32 protein-coding genes are annotated in these 24,599 nt (G+C 67.2%); 20 read left to right on the top strand and 12 right to left on the bottom strand.

All coding sequences use genetic code 11. The features are described from left to right. Positions 1-5 precede the first annotated feature (5 nt). Genes ASE48_RS26035 through ASE48_RS26025 form a run of 3 tightly spaced genes read left to right on the top strand, consistent with a single transcriptional unit; the run spans position 6 to position 2,031 of the window. On the top strand, positions 6-227 hold the full coding sequence (locus tag ASE48_RS26035; RefSeq protein ID WP_057170085.1) for a hypothetical protein: 222 nt from the start codon (positions 6-8) through the stop codon (positions 225-227). Further along, positions 224-1,003: an S-methyl-5'-thioadenosine phosphorylase gene (locus ASE48_RS26030; protein WP_156409385.1), complete on the top strand. Its 780-nt coding sequence runs from the start codon at positions 224-226 to the stop codon at positions 1,001-1,003. Before ASE48_RS26035 ends, ASE48_RS26030 begins: the two co-directional genes overlap by 4 nt. Continuing rightward, positions 1,000-2,031 carry an NAD-dependent epimerase/dehydratase family protein gene (locus ASE48_RS26025; protein WP_057170083.1) on the top strand — a complete coding sequence of 344 codons (1,032 nt, stop codon included), beginning with the start codon at positions 1,000-1,002 and terminating at the stop codon, positions 2,029-2,031. Before ASE48_RS26030 ends, ASE48_RS26025 begins: the two co-directional genes overlap by 4 nt. Here the strand turns inward: ASE48_RS26025 and ASE48_RS26020 are convergent. Beyond that, positions 2,028-3,026: a sensor histidine kinase gene (locus ASE48_RS26020; protein WP_200962287.1), complete on the bottom strand. Its 999-nt coding sequence runs from the start codon at positions 3,024-3,026 to the stop codon at positions 2,028-2,030. The two genes, ASE48_RS26025 and ASE48_RS26020, sit on opposite strands and share 4 nt — an antisense overlap. 14 nt (positions 3,027-3,040) lie before the next feature. After that, positions 3,041-3,715 carry a response regulator transcription factor gene (locus tag ASE48_RS26015; protein WP_057170081.1) on the bottom strand — a complete coding sequence of 225 codons (675 nt, stop codon included), beginning with the start codon at positions 3,713-3,715 and terminating at the stop codon, positions 3,041-3,043. 103 nt (positions 3,716-3,818) lie between these two features. On the opposite strand from ASE48_RS26015, the gene ASE48_RS26010 reads away from it, so the two are divergent. From ASE48_RS26010 to ASE48_RS25990, 5 genes are read left to right on the top strand one after another with little or no spacing between them, the layout of a single operon-like run. Continuing rightward, positions 3,819-4,481: a glycosyltransferase family 2 protein gene (locus ASE48_RS26010; protein WP_057170080.1), complete on the top strand. Its 663-nt coding sequence runs from the start codon at positions 3,819-3,821 to the stop codon at positions 4,479-4,481. Then, on the top strand, positions 4,481-5,140 hold the full coding sequence (locus ASE48_RS26005) for a TIGR04282 family arsenosugar biosynthesis glycosyltransferase (RefSeq protein ID WP_057170079.1): 660 nt from the start codon (positions 4,481-4,483) through the stop codon (positions 5,138-5,140). The genes ASE48_RS26010 and ASE48_RS26005 overlap by 1 nt, the downstream gene beginning before the upstream one ends. A 2-nt stretch (positions 5,141-5,142) precedes the next feature. Further along, the gene (locus ASE48_RS26000) at positions 5,143-5,772 is read left to right on the top strand and encodes a class I SAM-dependent methyltransferase (protein WP_057170078.1); all 630 of its coding nucleotides are present in this window, start codon (positions 5,143-5,145) and stop codon (positions 5,770-5,772) included. A gap of 5 nt (positions 5,773-5,777) precedes the next feature. After that, on the top strand, positions 5,778-6,869 hold the full coding sequence (locus ASE48_RS25995; protein ID WP_156409420.1) for a molybdopterin-dependent oxidoreductase: 1,092 nt from the start codon (positions 5,778-5,780) through the stop codon (positions 6,867-6,869). Continuing rightward, a complete protein-coding gene (locus ASE48_RS25990) occupies positions 6,866-7,330 on the top strand; it encodes a hypothetical protein (protein ID WP_057170076.1) in 465 nt (154 codons plus the stop codon). Before ASE48_RS25995 ends, ASE48_RS25990 begins: the two co-directional genes overlap by 4 nt. On the opposite strand, the gene ASE48_RS25985 is transcribed toward ASE48_RS25990, so the two are convergent. Further along, positions 7,256-8,611, bottom strand: coding sequence for a hypothetical protein (locus ASE48_RS25985; protein ID WP_057170662.1), 1,356 nt, complete (start codon positions 8,609-8,611; stop codon positions 7,256-7,258). The two genes, ASE48_RS25990 and ASE48_RS25985, sit on opposite strands and share 75 nt — an antisense overlap. Positions 8,612-8,682: 71 nt before the next feature. Between ASE48_RS25985 and ASE48_RS25980 the strand changes: the two genes are divergently transcribed. After that, on the top strand, positions 8,683-9,813 hold the full coding sequence (locus ASE48_RS25980; RefSeq protein ID WP_057170075.1) for an NAD(P)H-dependent flavin oxidoreductase: 1,131 nt from the start codon (positions 8,683-8,685) through the stop codon (positions 9,811-9,813). Between the two features lie 17 nt (positions 9,814-9,830). Continuing rightward, positions 9,831-10,661: an adenylate/guanylate cyclase domain-containing protein gene (locus ASE48_RS25975; RefSeq protein ID WP_057170074.1), complete on the top strand. Its 831-nt coding sequence runs from the start codon at positions 9,831-9,833 to the stop codon at positions 10,659-10,661. Here ASE48_RS25975 and ASE48_RS25970 read toward each other — a convergent pair. Next, positions 10,641-11,321, bottom strand: a complete 681-nt coding sequence (locus ASE48_RS25970) for a cutinase family protein (RefSeq protein ID WP_057170073.1) — start codon at positions 11,319-11,321, stop codon at positions 10,641-10,643. The two genes, ASE48_RS25975 and ASE48_RS25970, sit on opposite strands and share 21 nt — an antisense overlap. Before the next feature lie 165 nt (positions 11,322-11,486). Then, positions 11,487-12,149: a phosphate signaling complex protein PhoU gene (gene phoU / locus ASE48_RS25965; RefSeq protein WP_057170072.1), complete on the bottom strand. Its 663-nt coding sequence runs from the start codon at positions 12,147-12,149 to the stop codon at positions 11,487-11,489. Positions 12,150-12,192: 43 nt separating this feature from the next. Between phoU and ASE48_RS25960 the strand changes: the two genes are divergently transcribed. From ASE48_RS25960 to ASE48_RS25950, 3 genes are read left to right on the top strand one after another with little or no spacing between them, the layout of a single operon-like run. Continuing rightward, positions 12,193-12,861, top strand: coding sequence for an AzlC family ABC transporter permease (locus ASE48_RS25960; RefSeq protein ID WP_057170071.1), 669 nt, complete (start codon positions 12,193-12,195; stop codon positions 12,859-12,861). Beyond that, entirely contained in the window at positions 12,854-13,177 is a 324-nt protein-coding gene (locus ASE48_RS25955; protein WP_057170661.1) for a branched-chain amino acid transporter permease, read from the top strand. The genes ASE48_RS25960 and ASE48_RS25955 overlap by 8 nt, the downstream gene beginning before the upstream one ends. Positions 13,178-13,200: 23 nt before the next feature. After that, a complete protein-coding gene (locus ASE48_RS25950; RefSeq protein ID WP_200962286.1) occupies positions 13,201-14,022 on the top strand; it encodes a GNAT family N-acetyltransferase in 822 nt (273 codons plus the stop codon). A 66-nt stretch (positions 14,023-14,088) separates the two neighbouring features. Here the strand turns inward: ASE48_RS25950 and ASE48_RS25945 are convergent, their stop codons facing one another. Genes ASE48_RS25945 through ASE48_RS25935 form a run of 3 tightly spaced genes read right to left on the bottom strand, consistent with a single transcriptional unit; the run spans position 14,089 to position 16,168 of the window. Continuing rightward, a complete protein-coding gene (locus tag ASE48_RS25945) occupies positions 14,089-14,721 on the bottom strand; it encodes a pyridoxamine 5'-phosphate oxidase family protein (protein WP_057170069.1) in 633 nt (210 codons plus the stop codon). Continuing rightward, a complete protein-coding gene (menE, locus tag ASE48_RS25940) occupies positions 14,721-15,809 on the bottom strand; it encodes an o-succinylbenzoate--CoA ligase (RefSeq protein ID WP_235571657.1) in 1,089 nt (362 codons plus the stop codon). The genes ASE48_RS25945 and menE overlap by 1 nt, the downstream gene beginning before the upstream one ends. 41 nt (positions 15,810-15,850) lie before the next feature. Then, positions 15,851-16,168 carry a DUF3349 domain-containing protein gene (locus ASE48_RS25935; RefSeq protein WP_057170067.1) on the bottom strand — a complete coding sequence of 106 codons (318 nt, stop codon included), beginning with the start codon at positions 16,166-16,168 and terminating at the stop codon, positions 15,851-15,853. Between the two features lie 183 nt (positions 16,169-16,351). On the opposite strand from ASE48_RS25935, the gene ASE48_RS25930 reads away from it, so the two are divergent. From ASE48_RS25930 to ASE48_RS25920, 3 genes are read left to right on the top strand one after another with little or no spacing between them, the layout of a single operon-like run. Beyond that, complete coding sequence (locus ASE48_RS25930; RefSeq protein ID WP_057170066.1) at positions 16,352-17,599, top strand: inorganic phosphate transporter; 1,248 nt, start codon at positions 16,352-16,354, stop codon at positions 17,597-17,599. A gap of 24 nt (positions 17,600-17,623) precedes the next feature. Continuing rightward, positions 17,624-17,908, top strand: a complete 285-nt coding sequence (locus ASE48_RS25925; RefSeq protein ID WP_057170065.1) for a hypothetical protein — start codon at positions 17,624-17,626, stop codon at positions 17,906-17,908. A 10-nt stretch (positions 17,909-17,918) separates the two neighbouring features. Then, on the top strand, positions 17,919-18,227 hold the full coding sequence (locus tag ASE48_RS25920) for a DUF3349 domain-containing protein (protein WP_057170064.1): 309 nt from the start codon (positions 17,919-17,921) through the stop codon (positions 18,225-18,227). Here the strand turns inward: ASE48_RS25920 and ASE48_RS25915 are convergent. Then, complete coding sequence (locus ASE48_RS25915) at positions 18,165-18,776, bottom strand: TetR/AcrR family transcriptional regulator (protein WP_057170063.1); 612 nt, start codon at positions 18,774-18,776, stop codon at positions 18,165-18,167. The two genes, ASE48_RS25920 and ASE48_RS25915, sit on opposite strands and share 63 nt — an antisense overlap. Positions 18,777-18,972: 196 nt before the next feature. Here ASE48_RS25915 and ASE48_RS25910 point away from each other — a divergent pair, with 196 nt between their 5' ends. The 4 genes from ASE48_RS25910 to ASE48_RS25895 are packed head-to-tail and all read left to right on the top strand — an operon-like array spanning position 18,973 to position 23,103. Continuing rightward, complete coding sequence (locus ASE48_RS25910; protein ID WP_057170062.1) at positions 18,973-19,401, top strand: MmpS family transport accessory protein; 429 nt, start codon at positions 18,973-18,975, stop codon at positions 19,399-19,401. Further along, entirely contained in the window at positions 19,398-22,304 is a 2,907-nt protein-coding gene (locus tag ASE48_RS25905) for an MMPL/RND family transporter (protein ID WP_057170061.1), read from the top strand. The genes ASE48_RS25910 and ASE48_RS25905 overlap by 4 nt, the downstream gene beginning before the upstream one ends. A 14-nt stretch (positions 22,305-22,318) precedes the next feature. Continuing rightward, positions 22,319-22,648, top strand: coding sequence for a DUF732 domain-containing protein (locus tag ASE48_RS25900; protein WP_057170060.1), 330 nt, complete (start codon positions 22,319-22,321; stop codon positions 22,646-22,648). 14 nt (positions 22,649-22,662) lie between these two features. Beyond that, positions 22,663-23,103, top strand: coding sequence for a DUF5078 domain-containing protein (locus ASE48_RS25895; protein ID WP_057170660.1), 441 nt, complete (start codon positions 22,663-22,665; stop codon positions 23,101-23,103). 54 nt (positions 23,104-23,157) lie between these two features. Here ASE48_RS25895 and ASE48_RS25890 read toward each other — a convergent pair whose 3' ends face one another. From ASE48_RS25890 to ASE48_RS25880, 3 genes are all read right to left on the bottom strand, one after another. Then, positions 23,158-23,430 carry a hypothetical protein gene (locus tag ASE48_RS25890; protein WP_156409384.1) on the bottom strand — a complete coding sequence of 91 codons (273 nt, stop codon included), beginning with the start codon at positions 23,428-23,430 and terminating at the stop codon, positions 23,158-23,160. 208 nt (positions 23,431-23,638) lie between these two features. After that, positions 23,639-24,211 carry a TetR/AcrR family transcriptional regulator gene (locus tag ASE48_RS25885; RefSeq protein WP_057170058.1) on the bottom strand — a complete coding sequence of 191 codons (573 nt, stop codon included), beginning with the start codon at positions 24,209-24,211 and terminating at the stop codon, positions 23,639-23,641. Positions 24,212-24,214: 3 nt separating this feature from the next. Next, entirely contained in the window at positions 24,215-24,586 is a 372-nt protein-coding gene (locus ASE48_RS25880; protein WP_057170057.1) for a glyoxalase superfamily protein, read from the bottom strand. Positions 24,587-24,599: the final 13 nt, after the last annotated feature.

The raw sequence follows: 24,599 nt of genomic DNA, 5'->3' as shown, positions 1-24,599 counted from the left end.
AGCACATGACTGACCGACTCAGCAAGAGTGAAATCACCAAGGACGCCCTGCAGGAGGGCGTGGAGACTGTGGCATCCACGGTGGGCGAGGTCGCGACCATCATCACCACCGCGGTCAAGGATGTGGCCAATGCGATCGGCGGGCTGGCCACCGATGCGTTCGCCATCCGTGATGCCGCGCGGCAGGCCGCTGAACGCGCCGAACTGGACGGGCAGCCCGACGCCTGATGCTCGGCGTCATCGGAGGTAGCGGCTTCTACACCTTCTTCGGCCCGGACGCCCGAACCATCAGCCTGGACACCCCCTACGGTGCGCCCAGTGCGGCGATCACCGTCGGCACCGTCGCCGGCCATGACGTGGCGTTCCTGCCGCGGCACGGGCTCAGCCACGAGTTCTCCCCGCACACCGTGCCGTACCGCGCGAACATGTGGGCGCTGCGGGCGCTCGGGGTGCGGCGCATTTTCGCGCCGTGCGCGGTCGGCAGCCTGACCCCGGAACTCGGGCCGGGCGCCATCGTGGTACCCGATCAGCTCGTCGACCGGACCAGCGGGCGTGCCGACACCTACTTCGATTCCGGCGGTATCCACGTCGGGTTCGCCGACCCGTACTGCCCGACGCTGCGGGCTGCGGCATCCGAGCTGCCCTCGGTGGTCGACGGCGGCACCATGGTCGTCATCCAGGGCCCGCGGTTCTCCACCCGCGCCGAGAGCCAGTGGTGGGCCGCTCAAGGCTTCACGCTGGTGAACATGACCGGCTATCCCGAGTCGGTGCTGGCACGGGAACTCGAAATGTGTTACGCCGCGATTGCTTTGGTGACCGATCTGGATGCCGGCGTGGAAGCCGGTGCGGGTGTGCGCGCGGTGGATGTGTTCGCGGAGTTCGAACGCAACATCGGCGGCTTCAAGCAGCTGGTGCACGAGGCCATCGCGGGGGTCGCACCCGAACGCACCTGCACGCACTGCCTGGCACACGAAGGCGTCACGCTGCCGTTCGAACTGCCGTGAGGGTGCTGCTGACCGGTGCCGCCGGATTCATCGGCAGCCGGATCTGGGCGCAGCTGACCGATGCCGGTCACGAGGTGGTCGCCGTCGACGTCATGCTGCCCGCCGCGCATCGAGGCGGCGCCGAGCCGCCACCGGAATGCCGGCTGCTCGACATCCGGGACGCCGACGCCGTGGCAGGCCTGCTCGACGGTGTCGACGTGGTCTGCCACCAGGCCGCGGTGGTCGGTGCCGGGGTCAACGCCGCGGACGCGCCGTCCTACGGCAGTCACAACGACTACGGCACCACGGTGCTGCTGGCCGCGATGTTCGCCGCGGGCTGCTCGCGGCTTGTGCTGGCGTCCTCGATGGTGGTCTACGGGCAGGGCGGCTATGACTGCCCCGAGCACGGACCGGTCGAACCGTTGCCGCGCACCAAGAAGGACCTCGACGGCGGGGTCTTCGATCACCGCTGCCCGCTCAGCGGGGAACCGCTGCGCTGGCGCCTGGTCGACGAGGACGCACCGCTGAAGCCGCGCAGCCTGTACGCGGCCAGCAAGACCGCGCAGGAGCATTACGCGCTGGCGTTCAACGACTCAGTCGGCGGTTCGGTGGTCGCACTGCGCTATCACAACGTCTACGGGCCGGGGATGCCCCGGGACACCCCGTACTCGGGGGTGGCCGCGATCTTCCGTTCGCAGCTCGAAGCCGGCGGGGTGCCCAAGGTGTACGAGGACGGCGGGCAGATGCGCGACTTCGTGCACGTCGACGATGTGGCTGCGGCCAATGTCGCGGCGGTCGAGGCGAACCTCGCCGGATTCACCGCGTTCAACGTGTGTTCGGGGCGGCCGGTGTCGATTCTCGATGTCGCCACCCGGCTCAGTGAAGCGCGCGAGGCGCCCGCTCCGGAGGTCACCGGGCAGTACCGCAACGGGGATGTCCGCCATATCGTCGCCGACCCGGCGCGGGCGGCCGAGCTGCTGGGCTTCCGCGCCGCGGTGGACCCGCGCGACGGTCTGGCCGAGTTCGCCTTCGCGCCGCTGCGGGACTAACCCGACAGCGGTAGCCGCACCTCGAACCGGGCGCCGGTGTCCAGATTGTGGGCGGTCAGCGATCCCCCGTGCGCCTGCACCAGCCCCGCGGCGATCGCCAGTCCCAGACCCGACCCGCTCGGTAACGACGAATCATCACGTGGCACACGACCGTTGGACCCGCGGTACGCCACGTCGAACACCCGCGGCAGATCGGCCTCGTCGATGCCGACACCGGTGTCGTCGACCCTGGCCCAGGCGTGCCCGCCCTCGGAGCCGACCGCCAGCGTGACGCTGCCGCCTGCCGGTGTGTGCGCGACGGCATTGGCCACCAGGTTAGATAACACCCGGACCAGGGAACGATCGCTACCCACGATGCGAACCGGCTGCTCGGGAAGTTCGGCCCGCAAGCTCACCCCGGCCCGCTGCGCGGGAATGCGGTGCGCCGCAAGGACATCGTCGACCACCTCGTCGAGTGCCACCGGTTCCTGTGTGGGTGCCACCGCGCCGGCGTTGATCTTCGACATCTCGAACAGGTCGTCGACCATCGCGGCGAGCCGGATCGATTCCTGCTCGATGTGTTTGGCCTGTATGCGTACCTCGTCGTCGGTGACGACACCGTCGGCGATCGCTTCGGAGACCGCGCGGATCCCGGCCAGCGGTGTACGCAGGTCATGACTGACGAAGGCGACCAGGCGGCGCCGGGACTCCTCGGCGGCCCGCTCCGAATCGCGGATCTCTTTCTCCCACACGGTGCGCCGGGCCTGGTAGCGGGCCAGCATGACGGCGGTCGGAATGGTCACCACCGAGACGATCACCAGGACAACGGCGATCTGCTCGAAGGTCTGGGTGATCATGAACCCGCTGGCGCCCAGCACACCGGTGAAGGTGGCCAGCGTCGGGATCAGCACCAGTGCCACCATGCTGACCGCCAGGGACCACGATCGCGCCAGCCGGATCACCAGCGCACCCGCCGCGACCACCGGTATGGAGCAGGCCAACGCCCACCCGGCCATCTCCCATAGGTCGGTCACTGTGCGCTCCACAGGTAGCCGCGGCCCCACACGGTCTGCACCCGGTGCTGGTCGCCGAGCTTGGCGCGCAGTCGTTTGACATGCACCGTGACGGTGGACATGTCCCCGAAGTCCCAACGCCACACCTGTTTGAGCAGATCGGCACGGGAGAACACGGTGTCGGTGTGGGTCAGGAAGAAGACCAGCAGATCGAACTCCCGGTTGGTCAGACTGACCGGACGCCCGGCCACCGTGACAGCGCGGGCAGCGGTCGACACGCACAGCTCGCCCACCGAAAGTTCCATCGGCACAGGCATTATCGGACCCGGCAGGCGCCGCAGCAGCGAGCGCACCCGCAGGGCCAACTCGCGCGGGCTGAACGGTTTGGTCAGATAGTCGTCGGCGCCGGCTTCCAGTCCGGCGATCCGGTCATCCTGCTCGCCGAGCGCGGTCAGCAGGATCACCGGCAGGCTGAAGTCACCGTCGCGGCGCAGATCGCGGCACAGGGTCAGCCCGTCCGAGCCGGGCATCATCACGTCGAGCACGGCCACGTCGATCTGACCGGATTCCAACAGCTGCCGGGCCTGGGTGCCGTCGTGCGCGATCGCCACATCCAGCCCATCGCGTTCCAGATACCGGCGGACCACATCGCGCACGACGGTGTCGTCGTCGGCGATCAGCACCCGGGTCATAGCTTCCGAGGCTAGCCGCCGGAGGCCCGCGGAGCTGCGGTGTCACGGTTCCGTCACCGTTTTGCTGTGGCATCCGTCCGGTAGGCCGCCTACCGTCGTTGCCATGACCGACCGCGAACCGGCTCTCGTCACGGTCGTACTTCCATGCCTCAATGAGCGAAATTCGCTGGCAGGTGTGTTGGCGGCCATCCCGAACGGGTATAGGGCGCTGGTGGTCGACAACAACAGCACAGACGACACCGCGAGCGTGGCTCGCGCGCACGGCGCGACAGTGGTGCATGAGGCACGTCCGGGTTACGGCTCGGCGGTGCATGCGGGGGTGGTCGCCGCGGCGACGCCCATCGTGGCGGTGCTCGACGGGGATGGTTCGCTGGACCCCCAGGAGCTGCCGGGTCTGGTTGACGAACTCGACCTGGGCGCTGATATGGCGATCGGTCGGCGCCGCGCCGCCCCGGGACTTAGCTGGCCGTGGCACGCCCGGCTCGGCACGGCCGCGGTGTGCTGGCGGCTACGCCAGCGCTACCGCCTGCCGGTGCACGATATCGCGCCGATGCGGGTGGTCCGCCGGGACAAGCTGTTGGCACTCGGTGTCACCGATCGCCGGTCCGGGTACCCCCTGGAGTTGCTGGTCCGCGCCGCGAAGGCGGACTGGCGAGTGGTCGAACGCGATGTGGTCTACGGCCCCCGCACCGGCGGCAAGTCCAAGGTCAGCGGTTCGGTGCGCGGTAGCGCCACCGCCGCCTGGGATTTCTGGCGGGCAATCTGATGTGGCGCGGGACCGTCTTGGTGGTGGCCAAGGCGCCGGTGCCCGGTCTGGCCAAGACCAGGCTGGCCGCCGCCGTCGGTGACAGGGTGGCCGCCGATATCGCCGCGGCGGCCCTGCTCGACACGCTGGACGCGGTGGCCGCCGCACCGGTGGCACGGCGGGTGGTGGCGCTCACCGGTGATCTACGTAAGGCGTGTCGGTCCGACGAGATCGCGGACCGGCTGGCCGATTTCACCGTCATCGCGCAACGCGGTGACGGTTTTTCTGAGCGGCTCGCGCATGCTCACGAGGACGCAGCCGAGGCCGGACTGCCGGTGATCCAGATCGGCATGGATACCCCGCAGGTCAGTCCCGCACTGATCGGCGAATGCGGTGATGCGTTACGGGACGCCGACACGGTGCTCGGCATGGCCGCCGACGGTGGCTGGTGGGTGCTCGGCGTGCAGGACCCGGCGATGGCCGGCTGCCTGTGTGATGTGCCGATGTCGCAGCCCGATACCGGTGCCCGCACACTGCTCGCGCTGTTCGATGCCGGTCTGGGTGTGCGACTGGTCGACGAACTCGCCGATGTCGACACCATCGCCGACATCGACGGGGTGCGGTGCGCGTGTGCCCCCACCGGCCGGTTCGCGCAGACCACCCGGACCGTGGGGGTGTAGGGGTGCACGGAGATCTGTACGAACAGGCCCTGGACGGTGAGCGATGTTGGATCCGGCAGGAGGACGGCCGGGTGAAACGGCTTCCGGTGCACGACTGGCTGATCGGGTCGCGCGCGGACAGCGTGTTCGATCGCGCCATCGTCAGCATGTGCACCGGTCCCACCATCGATTTGGGATGCGGCCCGGGTCGCCTGGTCGCCGATCTGTTGGAGCGCGGTGTGCCGGCGCTGGGCGTCGACCAATCCGCCTGCGCCGTCGAATTGGCCCGCAGCAGTGGCGTGCCGGTACTGCGCCGCGACCTCTTCGGTCCGCTACCCGGAATCGGGCGCTGGCACACCGCGCTGCTGGCCGATGGAAATATCGGGCTGGGCGGGGATCCGTGGCGGGTCCTGCAGCGCGCCGGTGAGCTGCTGCGCCGGGGAGGCGAGTGCCTGGCCGAATTCGACACGGCGGTAACCGGAGTCGAGGCGCGGTGGGTGCGGCTGGAATCGGCCGATGCCACCGGTCCGTGGTTCCGGTGGGCCTCGGTGGGCCTGGACTGTGCGGCGCGGATCGCCGAGGATGTCGGGCTGGCGTTGCGGGCTGTGCATCCCATCGGTGAGCGTGTGATCGCGAGCCTGGTCGCCCGGTGACCGCCCTGCGCGGCACCGCAGTGACCGCCAGGGTCGGTATTGCGCTCGGGATCGCCGTGACGGTGTGCTTCGTCACCGGGTTGCTCAGTCACTTCATCCAGCATCCGCAGCCGTGGTTCCTCTGGCCCACTCGTCCGGTGTGGTTGTACCGGTTCACCCAGGGCCTGCACGTTGCTTCCGGTATCGCCGCGATACCCCTGGTGGTGGTGAAACTGTGGTCGGTGTGGCCGAAGCTGTTCGAGCGACCGATCATCGGGGGACCGGTCAGGATGCTGGAGCGGGCCTCGATCCTGGTGCTCGTCGCGGCCGTCCTGTTCGAACTGTCGACCGGTCTGCTGAACATCGCCCAGTGGTATGCGTTCGAATTCTATTTCCCCACGGCGCATTACGCGATGGCCTATGTGGCGGCGGGTGCGGTGCTGGTGCACATCGCAGTGAAACTGCCGGTCATCCGCCGAGCGCTCGATGAACCCCTCGACGTGCTCGCCGACGGTGGTCGGGTCGGCCCGAGTCGGCGCACCGTGCTGCGCGGCGCCTGGCTGGCGGTGGCGGCGGCCACAGTGGTCACCGTGGGCCAGTCGGTGCCGCTGCTGCGCCGGGTCTCTGTGCTCGCTCCACGCACCGGTGAAGGGCCGCAGGGGCTTCCGGTGAACCGCTCGGCCGCTGCCGCCAGGGTGGGGCGGGCCGCGGCAGCCCCGGACTACCGGCTGACGGTTGTCAACGGTGCGCGCACCCGAACCTTCACTGTCGACGAGTTGCGCGCTTTGCCGCAGTCCACCCACCGGTTGCCGATCGCGTGTGTGGAGGGCTGGAGCGCGGACGCCGAATGGACCGGGGTGGTGCTGGCCGATCTCGTGGCCGCCGTCGATGGTTCACCGGATGCCGATGTGCGGATGGTGTCGCTGGAGCCGCCCGGCCCCTATTCGCGCACGGTGCTGCCCGCCCGCCACGCCCGCGATGAGCACACCCTGATCGCCCTGGAACTCAACGGTGAGACCCTGAACCTGGACCACGGATATCCGTGCCGATTGATCGCCCCGAGCAGGCCGGGCGTGCTGCAGACCAAGTGGCTCTCGCGCATCGAGGTGCTGTCGTGACACTCACCCGGATTCTGCTGGCACTGCTGGGAATCGGTCTCGGCGGCTACGGCGCCGTGCTGCTCCTGGACCTTCCGTCGGTGATCATCCTGCGCATCCTGGTCTGGGCGGTGGTGGCCGCGGTGGTCCACGATCTGGTGTTCGCGCCGGTGTGCGTGGCCATCGGGCTGGCCGGGCGGCGGCTGATTCCGCTGCCATGGCAGTACCCGGTCGCGGTGGCCGGCTTGTGCAGCGCGGTGCTGGTGCTGCTGGCGATCCCGGTGTTCAGCCGACCGGGTATGCGGCCGGACAACCCCAGCGTGCTCGATCGTGACTACCCGCTGGGATTGACCATTGCGTTGGCCGTGGTGTGGCTGTGCGTGCCCGTCTACCTTCTGTTGCGGCGGTTACCAATTCGTCAAGATCAGGTGGTTGATCGTCAGGGCGCCGATGACGTTGAGCGCCAGCCACCACCGGTGTGACCGGGGCGGCAGCAGCGCCGCGGCCGCGGTCAGCCAGACTGTGAACGGCAGCCAGATGCGTTCGGTCTCAGCCTTGCTGAGCATGCTGAGGTCGGCGAGCACGATGGACAGGAACGCCCCCGTCAGCAGCACGTGCAGTCCGGATCGCCGGCGCAACGCCTTGATGTCGAAGACCCTGCCGAGGCCCGCCACGCTGCCCAGGCCGATGGCGCACACCGCGGAGGCCAGGTTCCCCCACACCCAGTACTGGAACGGCCGGTCGTTGGCGATGCCCTGCCAATAGCGTTCCTGCACCAGGTGATACCCGTCGAACCACCAGAATCCGGCCGCGTAGAACACCGCCACCACGGCCAGCGCCGCGACCACAGCGGGCACCAGGGCGCGCAGTGCTGCACGCCAACCGTTGGCGGTCAGCAGAACCGCCACCGCGGGCACCGCGATCAGGCCCAGCCCGTAGTTGAGGAAGATGCCCCAGCCCAACAGCAGCCCGGCACCGGCGGCGGCGGGTATCGACCAGCGCCGCGAGCCGTGCACTGCCAGTGCCAGCAGCGCGATACCCCAGGCGGCCACCCCGGCGAAATACCCGTCGGCCGACACCGCGATCCAGATGGCGGTCGGGGCCACCGCGGCGAAGGGTGCTGCCAGCCGCGCGGTCGCCTCGTCCGAGACGGCGCGGATCGCGATGATGATCGCCGCGGCGGCGCTGGAGCCCACCAATACGCACAGCAGGCCGGCCCAGGCCCCGCCGCCCAGCCCGATGCGATCCAGCCAGACGAAGGTCAACAGGGCGCCCGGCGGGTGCCCGGAAACGTGGGTGATCCACGAATCCGGTTGGAAATCCAGGATTCTGCCGGAGAAAGTGCGTAGCGCCTCGGGAATGTCGGTGATCGTCGGGACCTGGCGCAGATACTCGTGGCGGGCCGCCAGGCGCCCGGCGAAACCGCGCTCCCAGCCGTCGATCATGGCCAGCGAGAAGGCCCACAGAAATGACGTGGCCCAGTTCAGACCGACCAGTGATCGCCAGCGCAGCGTGGCAGCCACGGTCGGGCCCCACCGCACCACCGCTGCGGCGATCAGCAGCGCCGGCACGGTGCCCCAGCCGACGTGGGCGTTCCACCATCCGAAGATCGGTGCGGTGTCGGCGAAATCGCGCAGTCTTTGGGGGGTGCTGTTGATCATCGGGGTGACGATGCCGAGGTTCAGATGCGGCACCACGAACGCCGCGACCAGCAACACCACCCCCACGGACAGCGCCACAGCTTCTCGTCGTCCGATACGCATGTCCTCCACACTATGGGTGTTTGCCGGGGACCCCGTGCACACCAAACTTGACGGGTGTCGATAATGAGCGGATGAGCCCCTCTTCTTCGTCGGCCTTCTGCGCGAGCTACGGCATCGACTTCCCGCTCTTCGCCTTCAGCCACTGCCGCGATGTGGTGGCCGCGGTCAGCAACGCCGGCGGTTTCGGGGTGCTCGGCGGTGCCGCGTATTCGCCCGAACAGCTGGACCGCGAGCTGACCTGGATCGATGAGCACGTCAACGGCAAGCCCTATGGGATCGACATCATCGTGCCGGCCAAATTCGAGGGCAAGGGCGAGACGCTCTCGAAAGACGATCTGGCTTCCCGCATCCCGGACAGCTACCGCGAGTTCGTCAACAAGCTGCTCGCCGACCATGGCATCGAACCCGACACCAAGGTCCGCACCGGTAAGCCCGTGCTGTCCGGCGGCAACGGCGCGGAGCTGCTCGAGGTCGCGATGAGCCACCCCATCAAGATGATGGCCAACGCGCTCGGTGTGCCACCGGACTACATGATCGAGGCCGGTCGCGAGCGCGGCATCCCGGTCGCGGCGCTGGTCGGCGCCAAGGAGCACGCCGTCAAACAGGTCGCCGCGGGTGTCGACCTGATCGTCGCCCAGGGCACCGAGGCCGGCGGGCACTGCGGCGAGGTGTCCACGCTGGTGGTCGTCCCCGAGGTCATTGACGCCATCAACGATGCGGTGCCGGTGCTGGCCGCCGGCGGAATCGTTACCGGCCGTCAGATGGCGGCCTCGGTGGCGATGGGTGCCGCCGGGGCCTGGACCGGTTCGGTGTGGCTGACGACCGAGGAGGCCGAGACCGAACCGCATACGGTCACCAAGATGCTGGCCGCCAGCTCGCGGGACACCGTGCGCTCCGCGGGGCGCACCGGTAAGCCGTCGCGCCAGCTGCGCTCGGACTGGACCGACGCTTGGGCCCCGAATCCCGGTGGCCAACAGCCCCTTCCGTTGCCACTGCAGAACATGCTGTCCGAACCGGTGCTGCGCCGCATCGACGCGCTGGCCGATCAGGGCCACGAGGGCGCCCGGCTGCTGTCGACCTATTTCGTCGGGCAGGGCGTCGGCCTGATGAACAAGGTCAAGCCGGCCCGTGATGTGGTGCTGGAATTCATCGAGGATTACCTGGCCGCCACCGAGCGGCTGAGCAACTCGCTTCCCGACTGAGCGGTCATAATCGGCGGGTGGCCGGCACCGAACTCCTCCTGCTCGGCGCCGCCGGGTTACTACTCGCGGGACTCATCACCTTCCTGGTGCTGTTCATCGTCGCGCGCCGCCAGCTGGGCAGCGTCCGTCGCGAGCTCACCCGGCTGCTGGCCGAACAGGACGATCACCGACGGCGGCGGCGCCGCGGTGTCGCCCCGCTGGCGCTCAAGACGGTCTTCCAGACCGCGGACATGCTGATCAACAAGGGTTTCGGCGCCACCGTGCGCAACTCGATCGAAGACCTCGCGGGCTGGGCCCAGATCGAACGCCCAGACCTGGCCCGGCTGACCGCCGACGGCCGGGTGGTCATCGTGTTCTCCGATATCGAAGGCTCCACCGAATTCAACGAGTCGATGGGTGACCGGGCGTGGGTGCGGGTGCTGCAGAAGCACAACAAGCTGATCGAATCATTGGTCGGCAAGCACGGCGGACACGTGGTGAAGAACCAGGGCGACGGTTTCATGATGGCCTTCGCCGACCCCGAGAACGCGGTGCGCTGCAGTTCGGACGTGCAGTGCGCGCTGGAGGAGAACCCGCAGCGCTGGGAGTCCATCAAGGTGCGCATCGGGGTGCACATGGGCACCTCGGTCCGCCGCGGCGAGGACCTGTTCGGCCTCGACGTCGCGATGGCGGCCCGGGTCGCCGGTCAGGCCGACGGCGGCGAGATCCTGGTCAGCGCGCCGGTCGGCCAGGCCGTCGACGGACTCGACGACATCCGGCTCGGTGCTCCGCGCGAGGTCGAACTCAAGGGACTGCGCGGCACCCACCTGCTGTACCCGGTGGACGGATCAACCTGGCGTGGACGCTGACGTGCCCTGAGCGGGTTTGGTGGTCTCGGGCTTCTTGTCCGCCGCCTTGATCAGCTTGGCTGTCCACTCCGCACCCAGCTTGACCAGGCCGGACTCCGGATACTGGACGTGGGCGTCCCAGTCGCGGCCCAGCGAGCAGATGGGGTCGGCGGGTGCGCACAGATCCGCGGTGCGCGGCCCGAAGGTCGTGCTCATCCGGGTCAGCGGGTTACCGATGCGCGCCGACGGATTGCCGAACACCACCACCGAGGTGATGTGCGGGACGGCGGCTGCGGGCAGCGGTGCGGTGTAGCCGAGGCCGGCGATGGGCGCCGTCGCCACGACGTCGACCACCGCGGCGCCCTGCGAGTAGCCACCGAGGACGATCTTGGTCTTCGGGCATTGCGCGACGATGGTCTGGATCCGCTTGCTCATGTCGTTGGCCCCGACCGCGGCCTTCATGAAGTCCCAGGTTGCCGGGTACTTGACCGCGTAGGTGCTGATGGACTTGCCCTTGACCATGGGGCGCAGCGTCTCGACGAAGGACTTGCCGACCTTGCCGATACCGGGCGGCTCATCGGTGCCGCGCGCGAACACGACTTCGATATCGGAGCATTCCGGCGCCGCCGCGGCGGTCGGTGCGGTCAGCGGGCCCAGGGCGATTGCGAGCCCCGCTGTCATGAGCACGGCCAATCTTCGGGCGGCCATTACTTGTTCTCCTCGACTGTTTCCGGTCGGCTACGTGCCCCCTTCAATGCCCATCATTATTCACAATATTCACTCTATTAACATCTGTGCCATTCTGTGACCTTGGTGATTATTGGCGAATGGCCACAAAGTGCCTGATCAGATCGGTATTTGGCCGACTTCCGGGGTTTTTCCGGATGCCTGGAAAATCACCTTCCGCGCAATATCCACGGCGTGATCGGCGAAACGTTCGTAGAAACGGCCGAGCAGTGCCACATCGGTGGCCGCGGCCACTCCGTCGGACCACCGTTCGTTCAACACGGTGCCCAGCAGTTCGCGGTTCAGGTCGTTCATCGCGGCATCGCCCTGCTGGATGCGGGCGGCCTCGACGGTATCGCCGGCGATCACCGCGCGCTGGGCCCGCTCGGCGAGGTCGACGGCGTGGCGCCCCATATCGGCGAACAAGCCCAGGGTCGTCGCCGGCACCGCGACACCGGTGCGCGCGCGGGTGCCGATACCGGCGATATTGGTGGCCAAGGCACCCATCCGGTCGGCGTTCGCCGCGATGCCGAACGCCGTCATGACGAGCCGAAGGTCATGGGCCACCGGAGCGTGCCGCGCCAACAACGAGAAGGCCCGCTGGTCCACCTGTTCGTTGAGCTCATCGAGATGGCTCAGTTGGCTGCGCACGCGTCGCGCCGCGGCGGCGTCGCTGTCGACGACGGCGACAGTGGCATCGGCGGCGGTGGCCGCCGCGATTCCACACATCTCTCCGAGCTCGGCGGTGAGCCGGTCGAGTTGAGCGTGAAATTCGGTCCTCATGGTGTGCCGGTTTACCCGTTTACGAGGCTGCCAAACTGTCCAGATGTCCGTTCTTCGACTGACAGCCCCGATCGGCCTGGCCTTTCTCCCGCTGGGCATGGCGCTGGGCTTCCTGGTGGTGCACGCCGGCCTGGCGTGGTGGTGGGCGCCGGTGTTCGCGGCGGTGATCTACGCCGGTTCGCTGGAGTTCCTGATGGTCGGTCTGGCCGCCGCCGGAGCGCCGATCGCCACGGTCGCGCTGACGACATTGATCGTCAACTCGCGGCACGTCTTCTACGCGTTGTCCTTTCCGCTGCACCGGGTTCGCGGTCTGCCCGGCAAGCTCTACAGCACCTATGTGATTTCCGATGAGGCCTTCGCGGTGGGCGTCAGTCCCGACGCCGGCGCGTGGACCTCGCGCCAGATCCTGGGCATGCAGGCGGGTCTGCACCTGACCTGGACGGTGTCGGCCGGCGCGGGCGGCCTGCTCGGCGCAGCACTGCCGATCGAGCGACTGCACGGCCTGGAATTCGCGCTCACCGCCCTGTTCATCGTGCTGGCGATCGACGCCTACCGCCAACACCCGGACCGGCTCACCGCGCTGATGGCGGTGGGGTGCGCAGTGCTGGCCTGGCTGCTGGCGCCGGGGCAGTTGTTGGTGTGGGCGTTCGCGGCGTTCACCGTCCTGCTGCTGGCCCGGTTCGTGGCCGGGCACCGGAATGCAGATGCCTGACACCGGGCACATCGCGGTCCTGGTCGCGGTCAGCGCCGCGGTCACCTGGGCGCTGCGGGCACTGCCGTTCGCGGTGCTGGCACCCATGCGGCACAGCGCGGTGGTCCGGTACCTGAGCCTGCACATGCCGCTGGGGGTGATGGTCATGCTGGCGCTGTACACCGTCCGAGATGTCCCCGAAGCGGCTGGGCGCCAACAACTCTGGCTGGTCATCGCGGTGCTGGTGACAGCCGGTCTGCAGGTGTGGCGGCGGCACGCGCTGCTGTCCATCTTCGTCGGCACCGGAATTTATGTGGCGCTGATGTCGCTGTGGTGACAGAGTGTCCGGCCGTGAGCATCCTGTTCTGCGGCACCGAGTTGGGCCGACGCATCGAGCACGCCGAAGCCGCCCTCATCGGCGCGGCCGTCGACGCGGCCACCCGCCGCGGCACCGACGGATTCGCGCTACCGCTGGCCGGTGGGGTGGCGGCCTTCGCCGAGCGGGGCGCACCCTTCAACAAGGTGGTGGGACTGGGATTCGCGGGCGTGCCCCGCGAGGCGGATATCGCCGCGGTCGAGCGGGCCTACACCGATCACGGGTCGCCGACCCCGGTCGAACTGAGCACGCTCGCGGATCCCCGGATCGCCGAACTGCTCGGCGGCCGCGGCTACCGGGCGGTGGCCTTCGAGGATGTGCTCGGCCGCGCACTCGGCGACACCCTCGAGGAGGTACCCGCCGGGATCGAGGTGCGCCCCGCCCGGGAGGATGAACTCGACGCGTGGGTCGACGTGGTGGTGGAGGGGTTCGCCCATCCGGACGGGGAAGGGGTGCCCAGTCCCGAGGAATTTCCGCGTGACGTGGTGGACCGCGCCGAGCGGGATTTCGCCGCAGCCGGTGTCACGCCGTATGTGGCGGTGGTCGACGGGGATGTCGCCGGCGGCGGCAGCATGCGGGTCACCGATGGCGTGGCCCAGCTGACCGGCGCGGCGACGGCACCGCGCCACCGGCGCCGCGGCGTGCAGGGCGCACTGCTCACCGCACGCCTGCGCGATGCCGTGCAGGTCGGTGCCGATATCGCCGTGGTCACCACGGCGCCGGGGTCGCAGTCCCAGCGCAACGTGCAGCGACGCGGCTTCCATCTGCTCTACACCCGTGCGGTTTTCGTCAAGGGCGATCAGTAAAAGCCCGCAGATCGGGTGGGAGCCCGCACTTCGGTGGGAGCCCGCAGTTCGGTGGGAGCCCGCAGTTCAGTAGAGCAGCGTGCGGTAGTTCTCTTCGCTGTAGTAGGCCTCCAGCTCTTCCAGGCTCTGCTCGGCCTTGAAGGACTTGGCCAGCACGGCGGTGCTCGGCACCGAATCCGGCGTCCAGGTTTCCGGTTTCCACGCGTTGGAGCGCAGGAACGCCTTCGAGCAGTGGAAGAACACCTCGTCGATGTGCAGCTCCAGCGCCAGGATGGGACGCTTGCCCTTCACCGCGAGGTCATCGAAATAGGCAGCGTCGGAGAGGATTCGGGCCCGCCCGTTGATGCGCACGGTGTCCCCGCGGCCCGGTATGACGAAGATGGTGCCGACGTGCGGATTGGTCAGCACGTTGAGATAACCGTCCACCCGCTTGTTGCCGGGGCGCTCCGGGATGGCGATGGTGGTGTCATCGATGATGTGGACGAATCCGGGCGGGTCCCCCTTGGGGGAGACGTCCACCCGGCCCTCGGTGTCGGTGGTGGCCACGAAACACAGCGGCGAGTTGGACACCCATTGCCGGTGTACGTCGAGCAGGCGGTCGCCCACCTTGTTGGCCACGGCGGGTACCGGATGTCCGACGATCTCCCGCAGTGCATCGACCGACGTGATTTCGACTGGTTCGGTGCTCACCCGGTCCATCATGCCCCGAATTTCTGGATCAGTGCCCGCCTGTCCAGCTTGCCGATGCCGCGCCGGGGGAGTTCATCGACGACGTGCAGCTGCCGCGGCGCGGCGGTGGGATCAAGGGTCTTGCCGACATGGGCCCGCAGTTCGTCGAGCGTGGGTTCGCGCTGCCCCGCCGCGAGCACGATCGCTGCGGCGACGCGCTGGCCGAGGCGGGCATCGGGTACCCCGAAGACCGCGCACTCGGCCACCGCGGGATGGCCTGCCAGGGCGTGCTCCACCAGCTGGGGCAGCACTGTCAGCCCGCCGGTGCTCACCGCGTCATCGGCGCGGCCCAAAATGCTCAGGACTCCCGAATCATCCACCGCGCCAAGGTCATCGGTGCGAAACCAGCCAGGCTCGGCGAACGGGTCCGGCTCGGCCGGGTTCCGGTACCCGGATGCCAGCATCGGCCCGCCGAGTGACACTCGTCCGTCGTCGAGGCGAACTGTCACCCCGTCCAGCGGCACACCGTCGTACACGCAGCCCCCGCAGGTTTCGCTCATCCCGTAGGTCCGGACCACGCGAACCCCTGCCGCACTGGCCTTTTCGCGCACACCGGCCGGCATCGGGCCACCGCCGATGAGCACGGCATCGAGTTCGGCCAGCGCCGCGGCAGCGGCCGGGTCCGACAGCGCCTTGTCGAGCTGGTTGGAGACCAGCGAGGTGTAGCGCCGTCCGGTTCCCAGCGCGGCCACCGCGGACACCAGGTCGGCGGGTGCAAAACTCGCGTCCAGCGCGACGGGCGTGCTGCCCCCGAGGACACTGCGTACCAGGACCTGCAGGCCGGCCACGTGATAGGCGGGCAGCGCCAGCAGCCAGCGACCGGCGCCGCCGAGGCGCCGGTGGGTCGCGGTGGCACTTGCGGTGAGCGCCGCCGCAGACAGCAGGGCACCCTTGGGGATTCCGGTGGTACCCGAAGTGGACACCACCACCGCGATCTCGTCGGCGATGGGTTCGCCGGCGCGCAGCGTGGCGGTCAGCAGGTCGCGCTGCCGGGCGTCGGCGGCCGGTACCGGCAGGCGCGCCCCGGCCCCGCCGAGTGCGGCCTCCAGCTCCGGCAGGATGGCCAGTGCCGCGGCGCCGGTGCCGACGGCGAGGGTGTTCAGGACTGCGATGCCGGGTCCTCCGGATCCTGCTCCCTCGGGTCGTCGAGCGGCCAGCCCTGGGCGGCCAGTCGGGCCCGGACCCGTTCGATGTCATCGTCTCGGGGGAGCCCGTCGGTGGTCTGGGTGATCAGCACCCCGATGTCGATGTGGTCGAACTCGCCCCGGTTCATCAGATCCTGGGCGACGGTCGAGACTTCGTCGTTGGACAGCCGCCGGGTGAGCAGGGCCATCAGCGGTACCCGGTCCGGTCCGGGTACCCCCTCCGGGTAACCGGCCGTCAACCAGGCGGCAATCCTGGCCAGGAAAGCGTTCACCGCGCCAGACTGCCAGATGGGTGTCACATGTGCCGATCTGACCGCCGATTTCCAACGCCGGGCAGCCGGTTCATGAACGATTGGTGAACAAGTTTGGCTTTTCGTCCAAACCTGCAGGTGGGGGGCGACTCCCGAGTTCGATGAAATTACGCGAAAAGCTGTGAGATGTCTCAGAATTGCGGCATGAGCGCAGAGCTGATCATCCTGGTGTTGCTGATAGCCACAGCACTGGCATTCGACTTCACCAATGGCTTCCACGACACCGGCAACGCCATGGCCACGTCCATCGCGACCGGGGCGCTCAAGCCCAAGACCGCGGTGCTGCTGGCGGGCGTGCTGAACCTGGTGGGCGCCTTCCTCTCGGTGGAGGTCGCCGTCACGGTCACCACCTCGGTGCTCAAGGTGCAGGACTCCAAGACCGGCTCGCTGCTTCCGGGCATCGATGCCTCGACGGGCCTGACCATCATCTTCGCCGGTCTCATCGGCGGCATCCTGTGGAACCTGCTCACCTGGCTGTTCGGCATCCCGTCCAGCTCCTCGCACGCGCTCTTCGGCGGGCTGATCGGCGCCGGCCTGGCCGCGCTGGGCACCGCAGGCGTCAACTGGTCCGGAGTCACCCAGAAGGTGCTGATCCCCGCGGTCGCCGCACCCGTCATCGCCGGGCTGGTCGCCGCCTGTGGCACCTGGGTGGTCTACCGGCTCACCCGCAAGGTCGCCGAGAAGCAGCGCCGTGAGGGCTTCCGCTGGGGGCAGATCGCGACGGCCTCGCTGGTCGCGCTGGCGCACGGCACCAACGACGCGCAGAAGACCATGGGTGTCATCGCGCTCGCCCTCATCACCACCGGGCACCTGACCGGTGACGTCAAGGAGCAGGGACTGCCGTTCTGGATCATCTTCAGCTGTGCGGTCGCCATCGGCCTGGGCACCTACCTCGGCGGCTGGCGGGTGATCCGCACCCTGGGTAAGGGCCTGGTGGAAATCGAGTCACCCCAGGGTTTCGCCGCCGAAGCCTCCTCGGCCGCCATCATTCTGAGCTCCAGCGCCGCCGGTATGGCGCTGTCGACCACCCATGTGGCCACCGGGTCGATCCTGGGCAGCGGTGTCGGTAAGCCCGGCGCCGAGGTGCGCTGGGCGGTCGCGGGCCGGATGGCCGTCGCCTGGCTGGTCACGCTGCTCGCCGCCGGTCTGGTCGGCGCGCTGTCCTACTGGCTGTCCGACGGCGTGAAGTCGGTGTTCGATTCGGCGCTGGCCGGCGACGGACTGATCTTCCTCATCCTGGTCGGCCTCTCCGGCTTCATGTGGTGGCGCGCCCAGCAGCAGAAGGTCGACAGCAGCAATGTCAACGCCGACTGGGATTCGTCGACCAATTCGGTGGTCCCGGCCGAGCTGCGCGAGGCCACCACGGACCACAAGCCCACCGCCTCGGTCTGACCCGGCACTAGTTAAGGAACTCACATGGCTTACCTGGAGAGCATCGTGAAGGTGCTCGGTATCGGACTGTTGCTCGGTGCGGGTCTGCCCGCCGTGTTCGCGCTCGGTCTGGTGGCCTACGCCCGTGGCGACGGTGGCGACGGCACGGACGGCGCCGCGACGGCCCCCAACCCCGCATTCAAGTTCCTCGGCATCGCGGCGTTCGTGTTCGTCGGCTGGGTGATCCTGACCGCGGTGCTCTGGATCACCCGCGCGACGATCATCCACCACACCGGCGTCGACCTCTTCCCCTTCCTCCCCAAGAAGTGAGTGAACCCCGATGACTGAGAACAAGACGGTGCTGGACAACGTGCTGGGCTGGCTGCACGAGGGTTACCCCGAAGGCGTGCCGCGCACGGACTACTTCGCGCTGCTGGCGCTGTTGAAGCGCTCGCTCACCGAGGAAGAGGTCGTCAAGGCGGCTCAGTCGGTGCTGCGGTCCAGCGATGGTGACAAGCCCGTCACCGAGGCCGAGATCAGCGGTGCCATTGAGCTGATCATCGCCAAGGAGCCCAATCCCGAAGAGCTACACCAGGTTGCGTCGCGGCTTGCCTCGGTGGGCTGGCCGCTGGCGGCACCGGCTCGCTGAGGCGGGCACCACGCACCGCTTGAAATAGCCGAGCAGTAGCGTGCGCAGCTGTGGTGCGGGGATATCGTTCAGCATCGAATCGGTTGCGCAGTAGTAGATCCCGGTGATCGCCACCGTGAGCGAGACCCGCGTCGCGTCATCGTGATCGGGGCCCAGCAGCAGGGCATGGAACCTGTCGGCGATGTCCTCCAGCTCCGGGTGCCGCGCGACCAGATGATCGATGTAGCGGTCCCGCCGGAACGGGAACGACGCGTTGCGCTGCCGGATCATCAGATCGATCAGTCCTTCGATGGCCACCGCGCGTTGAGAGTCGTTGTGCGGTAACGATTCCGCATGTTCGATCAGGTGTGCGAGATCGTCGAACACCGGCCGTAGCACCGCCAGCACGATCTCGTCCTTGGACGGGAACTGGTAGTAGACGGCGGCTTTGCCGACGCCGATCCGGTCGGCGATCATCTGCAGTGATGTGTCCTGCACGCCGTGTTCGGCGAACAGTTCGACGGCCACCTCGACCACGCGCTCGCGTGCTGCCCCACGTGCTCTGACCACGGAGCCCTTCCTCTACTGCGGCACTCAAACATGCCCATATCGTCCTTATGGCTAGCCATTGTTACTCGCTGTGATGAGTACCACTTAGCCGTCTGGCTTGTATGAAGTAAGCCGATTGTATAACTTGAGTGCCATCGATGGCTGAGGGGTTCATCGGACCAGCCAACCGGCGCGTCACTGCAGGAGGAAAGCGGACATGCAACTGCTCAAACGGGCTTGGCTGCCCCTGGTGATCGTCGTGGTGGTCGGGGTAGCCGGCTTCACAGTGGACCGCGTTCGCGGCATGTTCGCATCCGACCCGCCACTCGTCACGCCGATCGAGTTCGCCAACGACCCTGAGCCGTTCGATCCAAAAGTGGTGACCTACGAAATCTTTGGCCCGGAAGGGGCGGCAGTGGATGTGAACTACGTGGACCTGCAGGGCGAACCGCAGCGCGTCGATGGTGCGATTTTGCCGTGGTCGATCACGCTGCAGACGACCGAACCCTCGGCCGCGGCCAACATTGTCGCCCAGGGCAAGACCAGCTTCCTGGGTTGTCGGGTGCTCGTCGATGGTGAGACCAAGGACGAGCGCAGCATCAGCGGCACCAACGTCCAGACCTTCTGCATCGTGAAGTCGGCATGAGCGCGCACGGCGCGCACAGTGCGGATGCGACCACCGGGCCCATCGCCGTCGTGCCCGCTGCACACGAAACCGCCCATTTCGGCAGGATCGCGCGGCTGTTCCGAAAGTTGGCCATCCCCTTCATCCTCGGCTGGATCGCCATTGCGGTCCTACTGAACGTTGCCGTCCCGCAGCTGGAGGCGGTCGGTGAGATGCGGTCGGTCTCGATGAGCCCGAAAGAGGCGCCGGCCGTCATCGCCACCGAGCACATCGGCCGCGTCTTCGACGAATACGAGTCCAACAGCTCGGTGATGATTGTGCTGGAGGGCAAGGACAAGCTCGGTGACGATTCTCGTCGCTACTACTCGGAGCTGATCGAAAAGCTGCGCGCGGACACCAAACACGTTGAGCACGTTCAAGACTTGTGGAGCGATCCGCTTACCGCATCCGGTGTGCAGAGCGGGGACGGCAAGGCCGTCTACGTCTCGGCAAACCTGGCCGGCAACCAGGGCGAGGCGCTGTCGCTGGAGTCCATCGAAGCCGTCAAGGACATCGTGCACAGCGTGGCGGCGCCCCCGGGGGTCGAGGTCTTCGTCACCGGCTCCGCAGCGATGACGGCCGAGCAGACCGAGGCCAGCCACGGCAGTATGCGGTTGATCGAGGCGTTGACCTTCGTGGTCATCATCACCATGTTGCTCATCATCTACCGCTCGCTCATGACGATGGTGATGATGATCGTGATGGTCGCGGTCAGCCTACTGACCGTGCGAGGCGCGGTGGCCGCGCTCGGCTATTACGACATCATCGGTCTCTCGACGTTTGCCACCGGTCTGCTGGTCACGCTCGCCATCGCGATATCGGTGGACTACGCGATCTTCCTCATCGGCCGATATCAGGAGGCCAGGAGCGCCGGCGAGGATCGAGAACAGGCGTACTACACCATGTTCGGTGGAACGGCGCACGTGATCGTCGGCTCCGGTCTGACCATCGCAAGCGCCACCTTCTGCCTGAGTTTCACCCGGTTGCCGTACTTTCAGACCCTCGGTGTGCCACTGGCAGTCGGGATGCTGGTGCTGATCGTCACGGCCATGACCTTCGGGCCGGCCATGGTCACCGTGGGCGCGCGTTTCCTGGATCCCAAACGTTCCGGGCGCGTACGGGGTTGGCGCAAGGTCGGTGCCGCGGTGGTGCGCTGGCCCGGTGCGATCCTGATTTCCTCGATCGCCGTCTCGTTGATCGGTCTGCTGGCGCTGCCGGGTTACAAGACCAGCTACAACGACCGGCTGTACCTACCCGATGACATCAGCGCAAACCAGGGTTATGCCGCGGCCGAACGGCATTTCTCGCCGGCCCGGCTGAACCCGGAGATCCTGATGATCGAGAGTGACCGGGATCTGCGGAACCCGGCCGACTTCCTGGTCATCGAGAAGATCGCCAAGGCCATCTTCCAGGTCGACGGTATCGGCCGGGTGCAGACCATCACCCGGCCAGACGGCACGCCGATCGAGAACACCTCGATCCCCTACATGATCAGTCAGAACAGCACGCTGCAGCGGTTGAACGAGAAGTACAACCAGGACCGCACCGCCGACATGACCAATCAGGTGGCGGACATGGACCGGACCATCGCAAGCATGGACAAGATGCAGACGATCACCGAGGAGATGGCCGACACCACGTCCAAGATGGTGTCGTCGATGGACCTCATGGTCGGTGACATCGAGGACATGCGGGACAGCATCGCCAATTTCGACGACTTCTTCCGGCCGATGCGCAACTACCTCTACTGGGAACCGCATTGCTACAACATCCCGATGTGCTGGTCCATCCGGTCGGTCTTCGACGTGCTCGACGGCATCGATGTGATGACCACCAACATGAACGAGATGATGCCGCAGATGCATCGGCTCAACGAACTGATGCCGCAGATGATTGCGATCATGCCCGAGATGAAGCAGACCATGGTCAACATGAAAGAGATGATGCAGACCATGCAGCAGACCCAGCAGGGTATGCAGGAGCAGCAGCGCATCATGTCGGAGACGTCGACCGAGATGGGCAAGGCCTTCAACGACGCGATGAACGACGACTCGTTCTATCTGCCGGCCGAGGCGTTCGACAATCCCGATTTCGCAAAGGGATTGGAGCAGTTCCTGTCGCCGGACGGGCACGCGGTGCGATTCATGATCAACCATGAGGGCGATCCGATGTCCGCCGAGGGCATCGAGCGGATCGACCCGGTCAAGACCGCGGCCAAGAACGCCATCAAGGGCACCCCGCTGGAGGGCTCGACGATCTACATGGGCGGTACCGCATCCACCTTCAAGGACATGGCCGACGGCACGCAGTACGACCTGATCATCGCCGGGATCGCCGCGATCGGTCTGATCTTCCTGATCATGCTCATCCTCACCAGGGCGATCGTCGCCGCGGCGGTGATCGTTGGCACGGTGGTGCTTTCGCTGGGTGCGTCCTTCGGTGTCTCGGTGCTGCTCTGGCAGCACCTGCTCGGAATCGAGCTGCACTGGATGGTGCTACCGATGGCGGTGATCATCCTGCTTGCGGTGGGCGCGGACTACAACCTGCTGGTGGTCTCCCGCATGAAGGAAGAAATACATGCGGGGCTGAACACCGGCATGATCCGGGCCATGGGTGGCAGCGGTTCCACCGTCACCGCGGCAGGCATGGTGTTCGCCTTCACCATGATGGTGATGGCCGTCAGCGATCTGACGATCATGGGTCAGGTCGGTACCACGATCGGTCTGGGTCTGCTGTTCGACACCCTGGTGATCCGCTCGTTCATGACACCGTCCATCGCCGCCCTGCTCGGCAAGTGGTTCTGGTGGCCCCAACAGGTGCGCCAGCGGCCGAAACCGCAAGCCTGGCCGCCGCTCCAGCGTCGACCACAGGATGTGTTGGTGTGATGAGGTTTTCGAGGATGAAGTCGGCCATGGCCGGGTGTGTCGCGGTGCTGGCCGTCGTGACCGCACCGGTGGCGCACGCCGACCGTGACGAGGCCTTCGCCGACCAGTTGCACACCTACGGCATCTACGGGCAGAAGGACTTCAACGCCTGGATCGGCAAGCTGATGTGCAAACGTCTGCACAACGGCCTGGACGAAGATGCCTTCGCGTCGGCGAAATTCGTCCATGACCAGCTGAACAGGGACGCCACCACCGAGCAGGCGTGGCAGTTCGTCGCCGCCGCCGTGCCCGTCTACTGCCCGGATCAGTCTGCCGCGTTGCAACGCGCCGCCGACCGACGTTGAAAGGACCGAACATGATGCGCCGCAACCGATTCATCGCCGCCGCAGGTGCCGTCGCGGCACTGCTGGCCACGCCGGGCATCGCCGCCGCCGACGCCACCGACGAGTATCCGATCCCGAGCAACATGCTCAAGACCACCTGCACTGTGGACCAGTACATGGCCGCGGTCCGCGACACCAATCCGGTGTACTACGAGCGTTACATGATCGACTACAACAACAAGTCACCCGACGTACAGCGGTGGGCCCGGGATCGCATCACCTGGTTCTTCTCCATGGACTATGCGGGCCGGCGCCAGTACTCCGAGGAGACCGCCACCAACGCGTTCTACGAACAGCTGGCCTGGAACTGGCCGAACTGGGCCAAGTTGTTCTTCAACAACAAGGGTGTCGTGGCGCACGGCACCAAGAACTGCGCGACCTATCCGCCCGCCGATCCCGGCGTCTGGACCTGGTAGTCCCCGATGAGGGTCGGCCGGCGTGGTGCGTACCCGGCCGGCCTCGAGGGGATGTCAGTACTCGTATTCGAACGGACAGGACAGATCGACGTATACGGTCGACCCTGGTTTTTCGGAGGTGTGACGAAGTCCGTCGATCGAGCAGTTCGTCAGCGGTCCGCCGCGCGTGCCGTTCAGCTGCACGTTGAATCCCTGCGAGCGGAGCTGGTTCACGGTTTCGGTCACCGACGCCGGACCGCCGGGCGCGGCAGCCGCTGCGCCGGCGAATCCGATGGCAGCTCCCGATACGGCGACGACGGTCGCGATGGTCGACGTGATGGTGCGCATGGTCTCTGCTTTCTTCTCATCGACCACCGAAGCCCGTTCGCCATATGGGTCGTGACGTGGGCGGACGGCCGGCTTTCGGTGTCGTTAGCTGGAGCAATAGTCGTGCTCGGATGCCGAATACCGGCACCCATTCCCGACAACTCGTTCGCCTTGCTAACAATTCCCGGTTCCGGAAATTTCTTTCCACCCGACCGGCACTGTAGCCGTGTCAGTCGAAGAACGACGCGGTGCGCGTCAACTGCTGCGCCGCCTCCAAAAGTGTCCGGTGCAGATCCTCGTCGCTGACATCGTCCAGCGACTTGTCGGTGACGGCGGCGTAGATACCGTTGGTGACCATCGAGATGACGACCCGGCCTGCCGGGCCGTGACCGCCGCCGAGCAGCAGGTTCGTGAAGCGGTCGACGATATCGGTGAGATCCTCGCGGGACTGCACGAGGCTCTCCAGCACCGGGTCGCCGGCGAGCACCGCGGCCAGCCGGCGGTGCCGGACGCTGAACTCGATGAACCCGCTGATGGTGATCTCGCGCCGGGTCTCGGGATCGGGCACCGCTTCGGCGATCGTCACCACGCGCGCCATGTCGTCGAACATCGGCTGGGCCGCGGCCGCCACGATTTCCTCTTTGGAGTGGAACTGGTAGTAGACCGAGGCCTTGCCCACCCCGATGCTGTCGGCGATCATCTGCAGCGTGGTGCCGCTGACGCCGTGCTCGGCGAACTGCGCGAGCGCGGCCTCCAGCACGCGGGCACGGGCGGTGCCGCGCCCCAGAACGGATTTGGCCACGCCCTAGTCCCTGGTGTCGCGGCGCAGCGGATGCGTGTCGGGAACCTGGACGAAGATCAGGGTGACGCCATCGGGATCGATGATGTGCATCTCGTGCAGGCCCCACGGCTCTTCGGCGGCGGCCCTGGCGATCGGCACGCCACGCCCGGTCAGCTCGGTCTGCGCGGCATACACATCACGGACCTGCAGCCACAGCGTCCCGCCCGCCGAGGGCTCACCGTGGCCGGCCAGCTCGATCAGCGACTGCCCGGCGTAAAAGACGGTGCCACCGCCGTATTCGCGCGCGATGGCCAGCCCGATCAGGTCACGGTAGAACGCGACGGACTTCGGGTAGTCGGCCGGCCGTATCAGCATCCGGCTGGCCAGGATCTCCATATGTCGTGTTTAT

This window comes from Mycobacterium sp. Root265 (genome assembly GCF_001428895.1).
Lineage (GTDB): Bacteria > Actinomycetota > Actinomycetes > Mycobacteriales > Mycobacteriaceae > Mycobacterium.
The sequence above is the reverse complement of the archived record's forward strand: the minus strand, read 5'-3'. Positions and strand labels throughout refer to the sequence as shown.

Coding starts and splice junctions, on each gene's coding strand:
- ASE48_RS26035 (WP_057170085.1), top strand. CDS start 6: ATGACTGACCGACTCAGCAAGAGTGAAATCACCAAGGACGCCCTGCAG.
- ASE48_RS26020 (WP_200962287.1), bottom strand. CDS start 3,026: ATGGCCGGGTGGGCGTTGGCCTGCTCCATACCGGTGGTCGCGGCGGGT.
- ASE48_RS26015 (WP_057170081.1), bottom strand. CDS start 3,715: ATGACCCGGGTGCTGATCGCCGACGACGACACCGTCGTGCGCGATGTG.
- ASE48_RS26010 (WP_057170080.1), top strand. CDS start 3,819: ATGACCGACCGCGAACCGGCTCTCGTCACGGTCGTACTTCCATGCCTC.
- ASE48_RS26005 (WP_057170079.1), top strand. CDS start 4,481: ATGTGGCGCGGGACCGTCTTGGTGGTGGCCAAGGCGCCGGTGCCCGGT.
- ASE48_RS25985 (WP_057170662.1), bottom strand. CDS start 8,611: ATGCGTATCGGACGACGAGAAGCTGTGGCGCTGTCCGTGGGGGTGGTG.
- ASE48_RS25980 (WP_057170075.1), top strand. CDS start 8,683: ATGAGCCCCTCTTCTTCGTCGGCCTTCTGCGCGAGCTACGGCATCGAC.
- ASE48_RS25970 (WP_057170073.1), bottom strand. CDS start 11,321: ATGACAGCGGGGCTCGCAATCGCCCTGGGCCCGCTGACCGCACCGACC.
- phoU (WP_057170072.1), bottom strand. CDS start 12,149: ATGAGGACCGAATTTCACGCTCAACTCGACCGGCTCACCGCCGAGCTC.
- ASE48_RS25960 (WP_057170071.1), top strand. CDS start 12,193: ATGTCCGTTCTTCGACTGACAGCCCCGATCGGCCTGGCCTTTCTCCCG.
- ASE48_RS25955 (WP_057170661.1), top strand. CDS start 12,854: ATGCCTGACACCGGGCACATCGCGGTCCTGGTCGCGGTCAGCGCCGCG.
- ASE48_RS25945 (WP_057170069.1), bottom strand. CDS start 14,721: ATGGACCGGGTGAGCACCGAACCAGTCGAAATCACGTCGGTCGATGCA.
- ASE48_RS25930 (WP_057170066.1), top strand. CDS start 16,352: ATGAGCGCAGAGCTGATCATCCTGGTGTTGCTGATAGCCACAGCACTG.
- ASE48_RS25925 (WP_057170065.1), top strand. CDS start 17,624: ATGGCTTACCTGGAGAGCATCGTGAAGGTGCTCGGTATCGGACTGTTG.
- ASE48_RS25920 (WP_057170064.1), top strand. CDS start 17,919: ATGACTGAGAACAAGACGGTGCTGGACAACGTGCTGGGCTGGCTGCAC.
- ASE48_RS25910 (WP_057170062.1), top strand. CDS start 18,973: ATGCAACTGCTCAAACGGGCTTGGCTGCCCCTGGTGATCGTCGTGGTG.
- ASE48_RS25905 (WP_057170061.1), top strand. CDS start 19,398: ATGAGCGCGCACGGCGCGCACAGTGCGGATGCGACCACCGGGCCCATC.
- ASE48_RS25900 (WP_057170060.1), top strand. CDS start 22,319: ATGAAGTCGGCCATGGCCGGGTGTGTCGCGGTGCTGGCCGTCGTGACC.
- ASE48_RS25895 (WP_057170660.1), top strand. CDS start 22,663: ATGCGCCGCAACCGATTCATCGCCGCCGCAGGTGCCGTCGCGGCACTG.
- ASE48_RS25890 (WP_156409384.1), bottom strand. CDS start 23,430: ATGCGCACCATCACGTCGACCATCGCGACCGTCGTCGCCGTATCGGGA.
- ASE48_RS25880 (WP_057170057.1), bottom strand. CDS start 24,586: ATGGAGATCCTGGCCAGCCGGATGCTGATACGGCCGGCCGACTACCCG.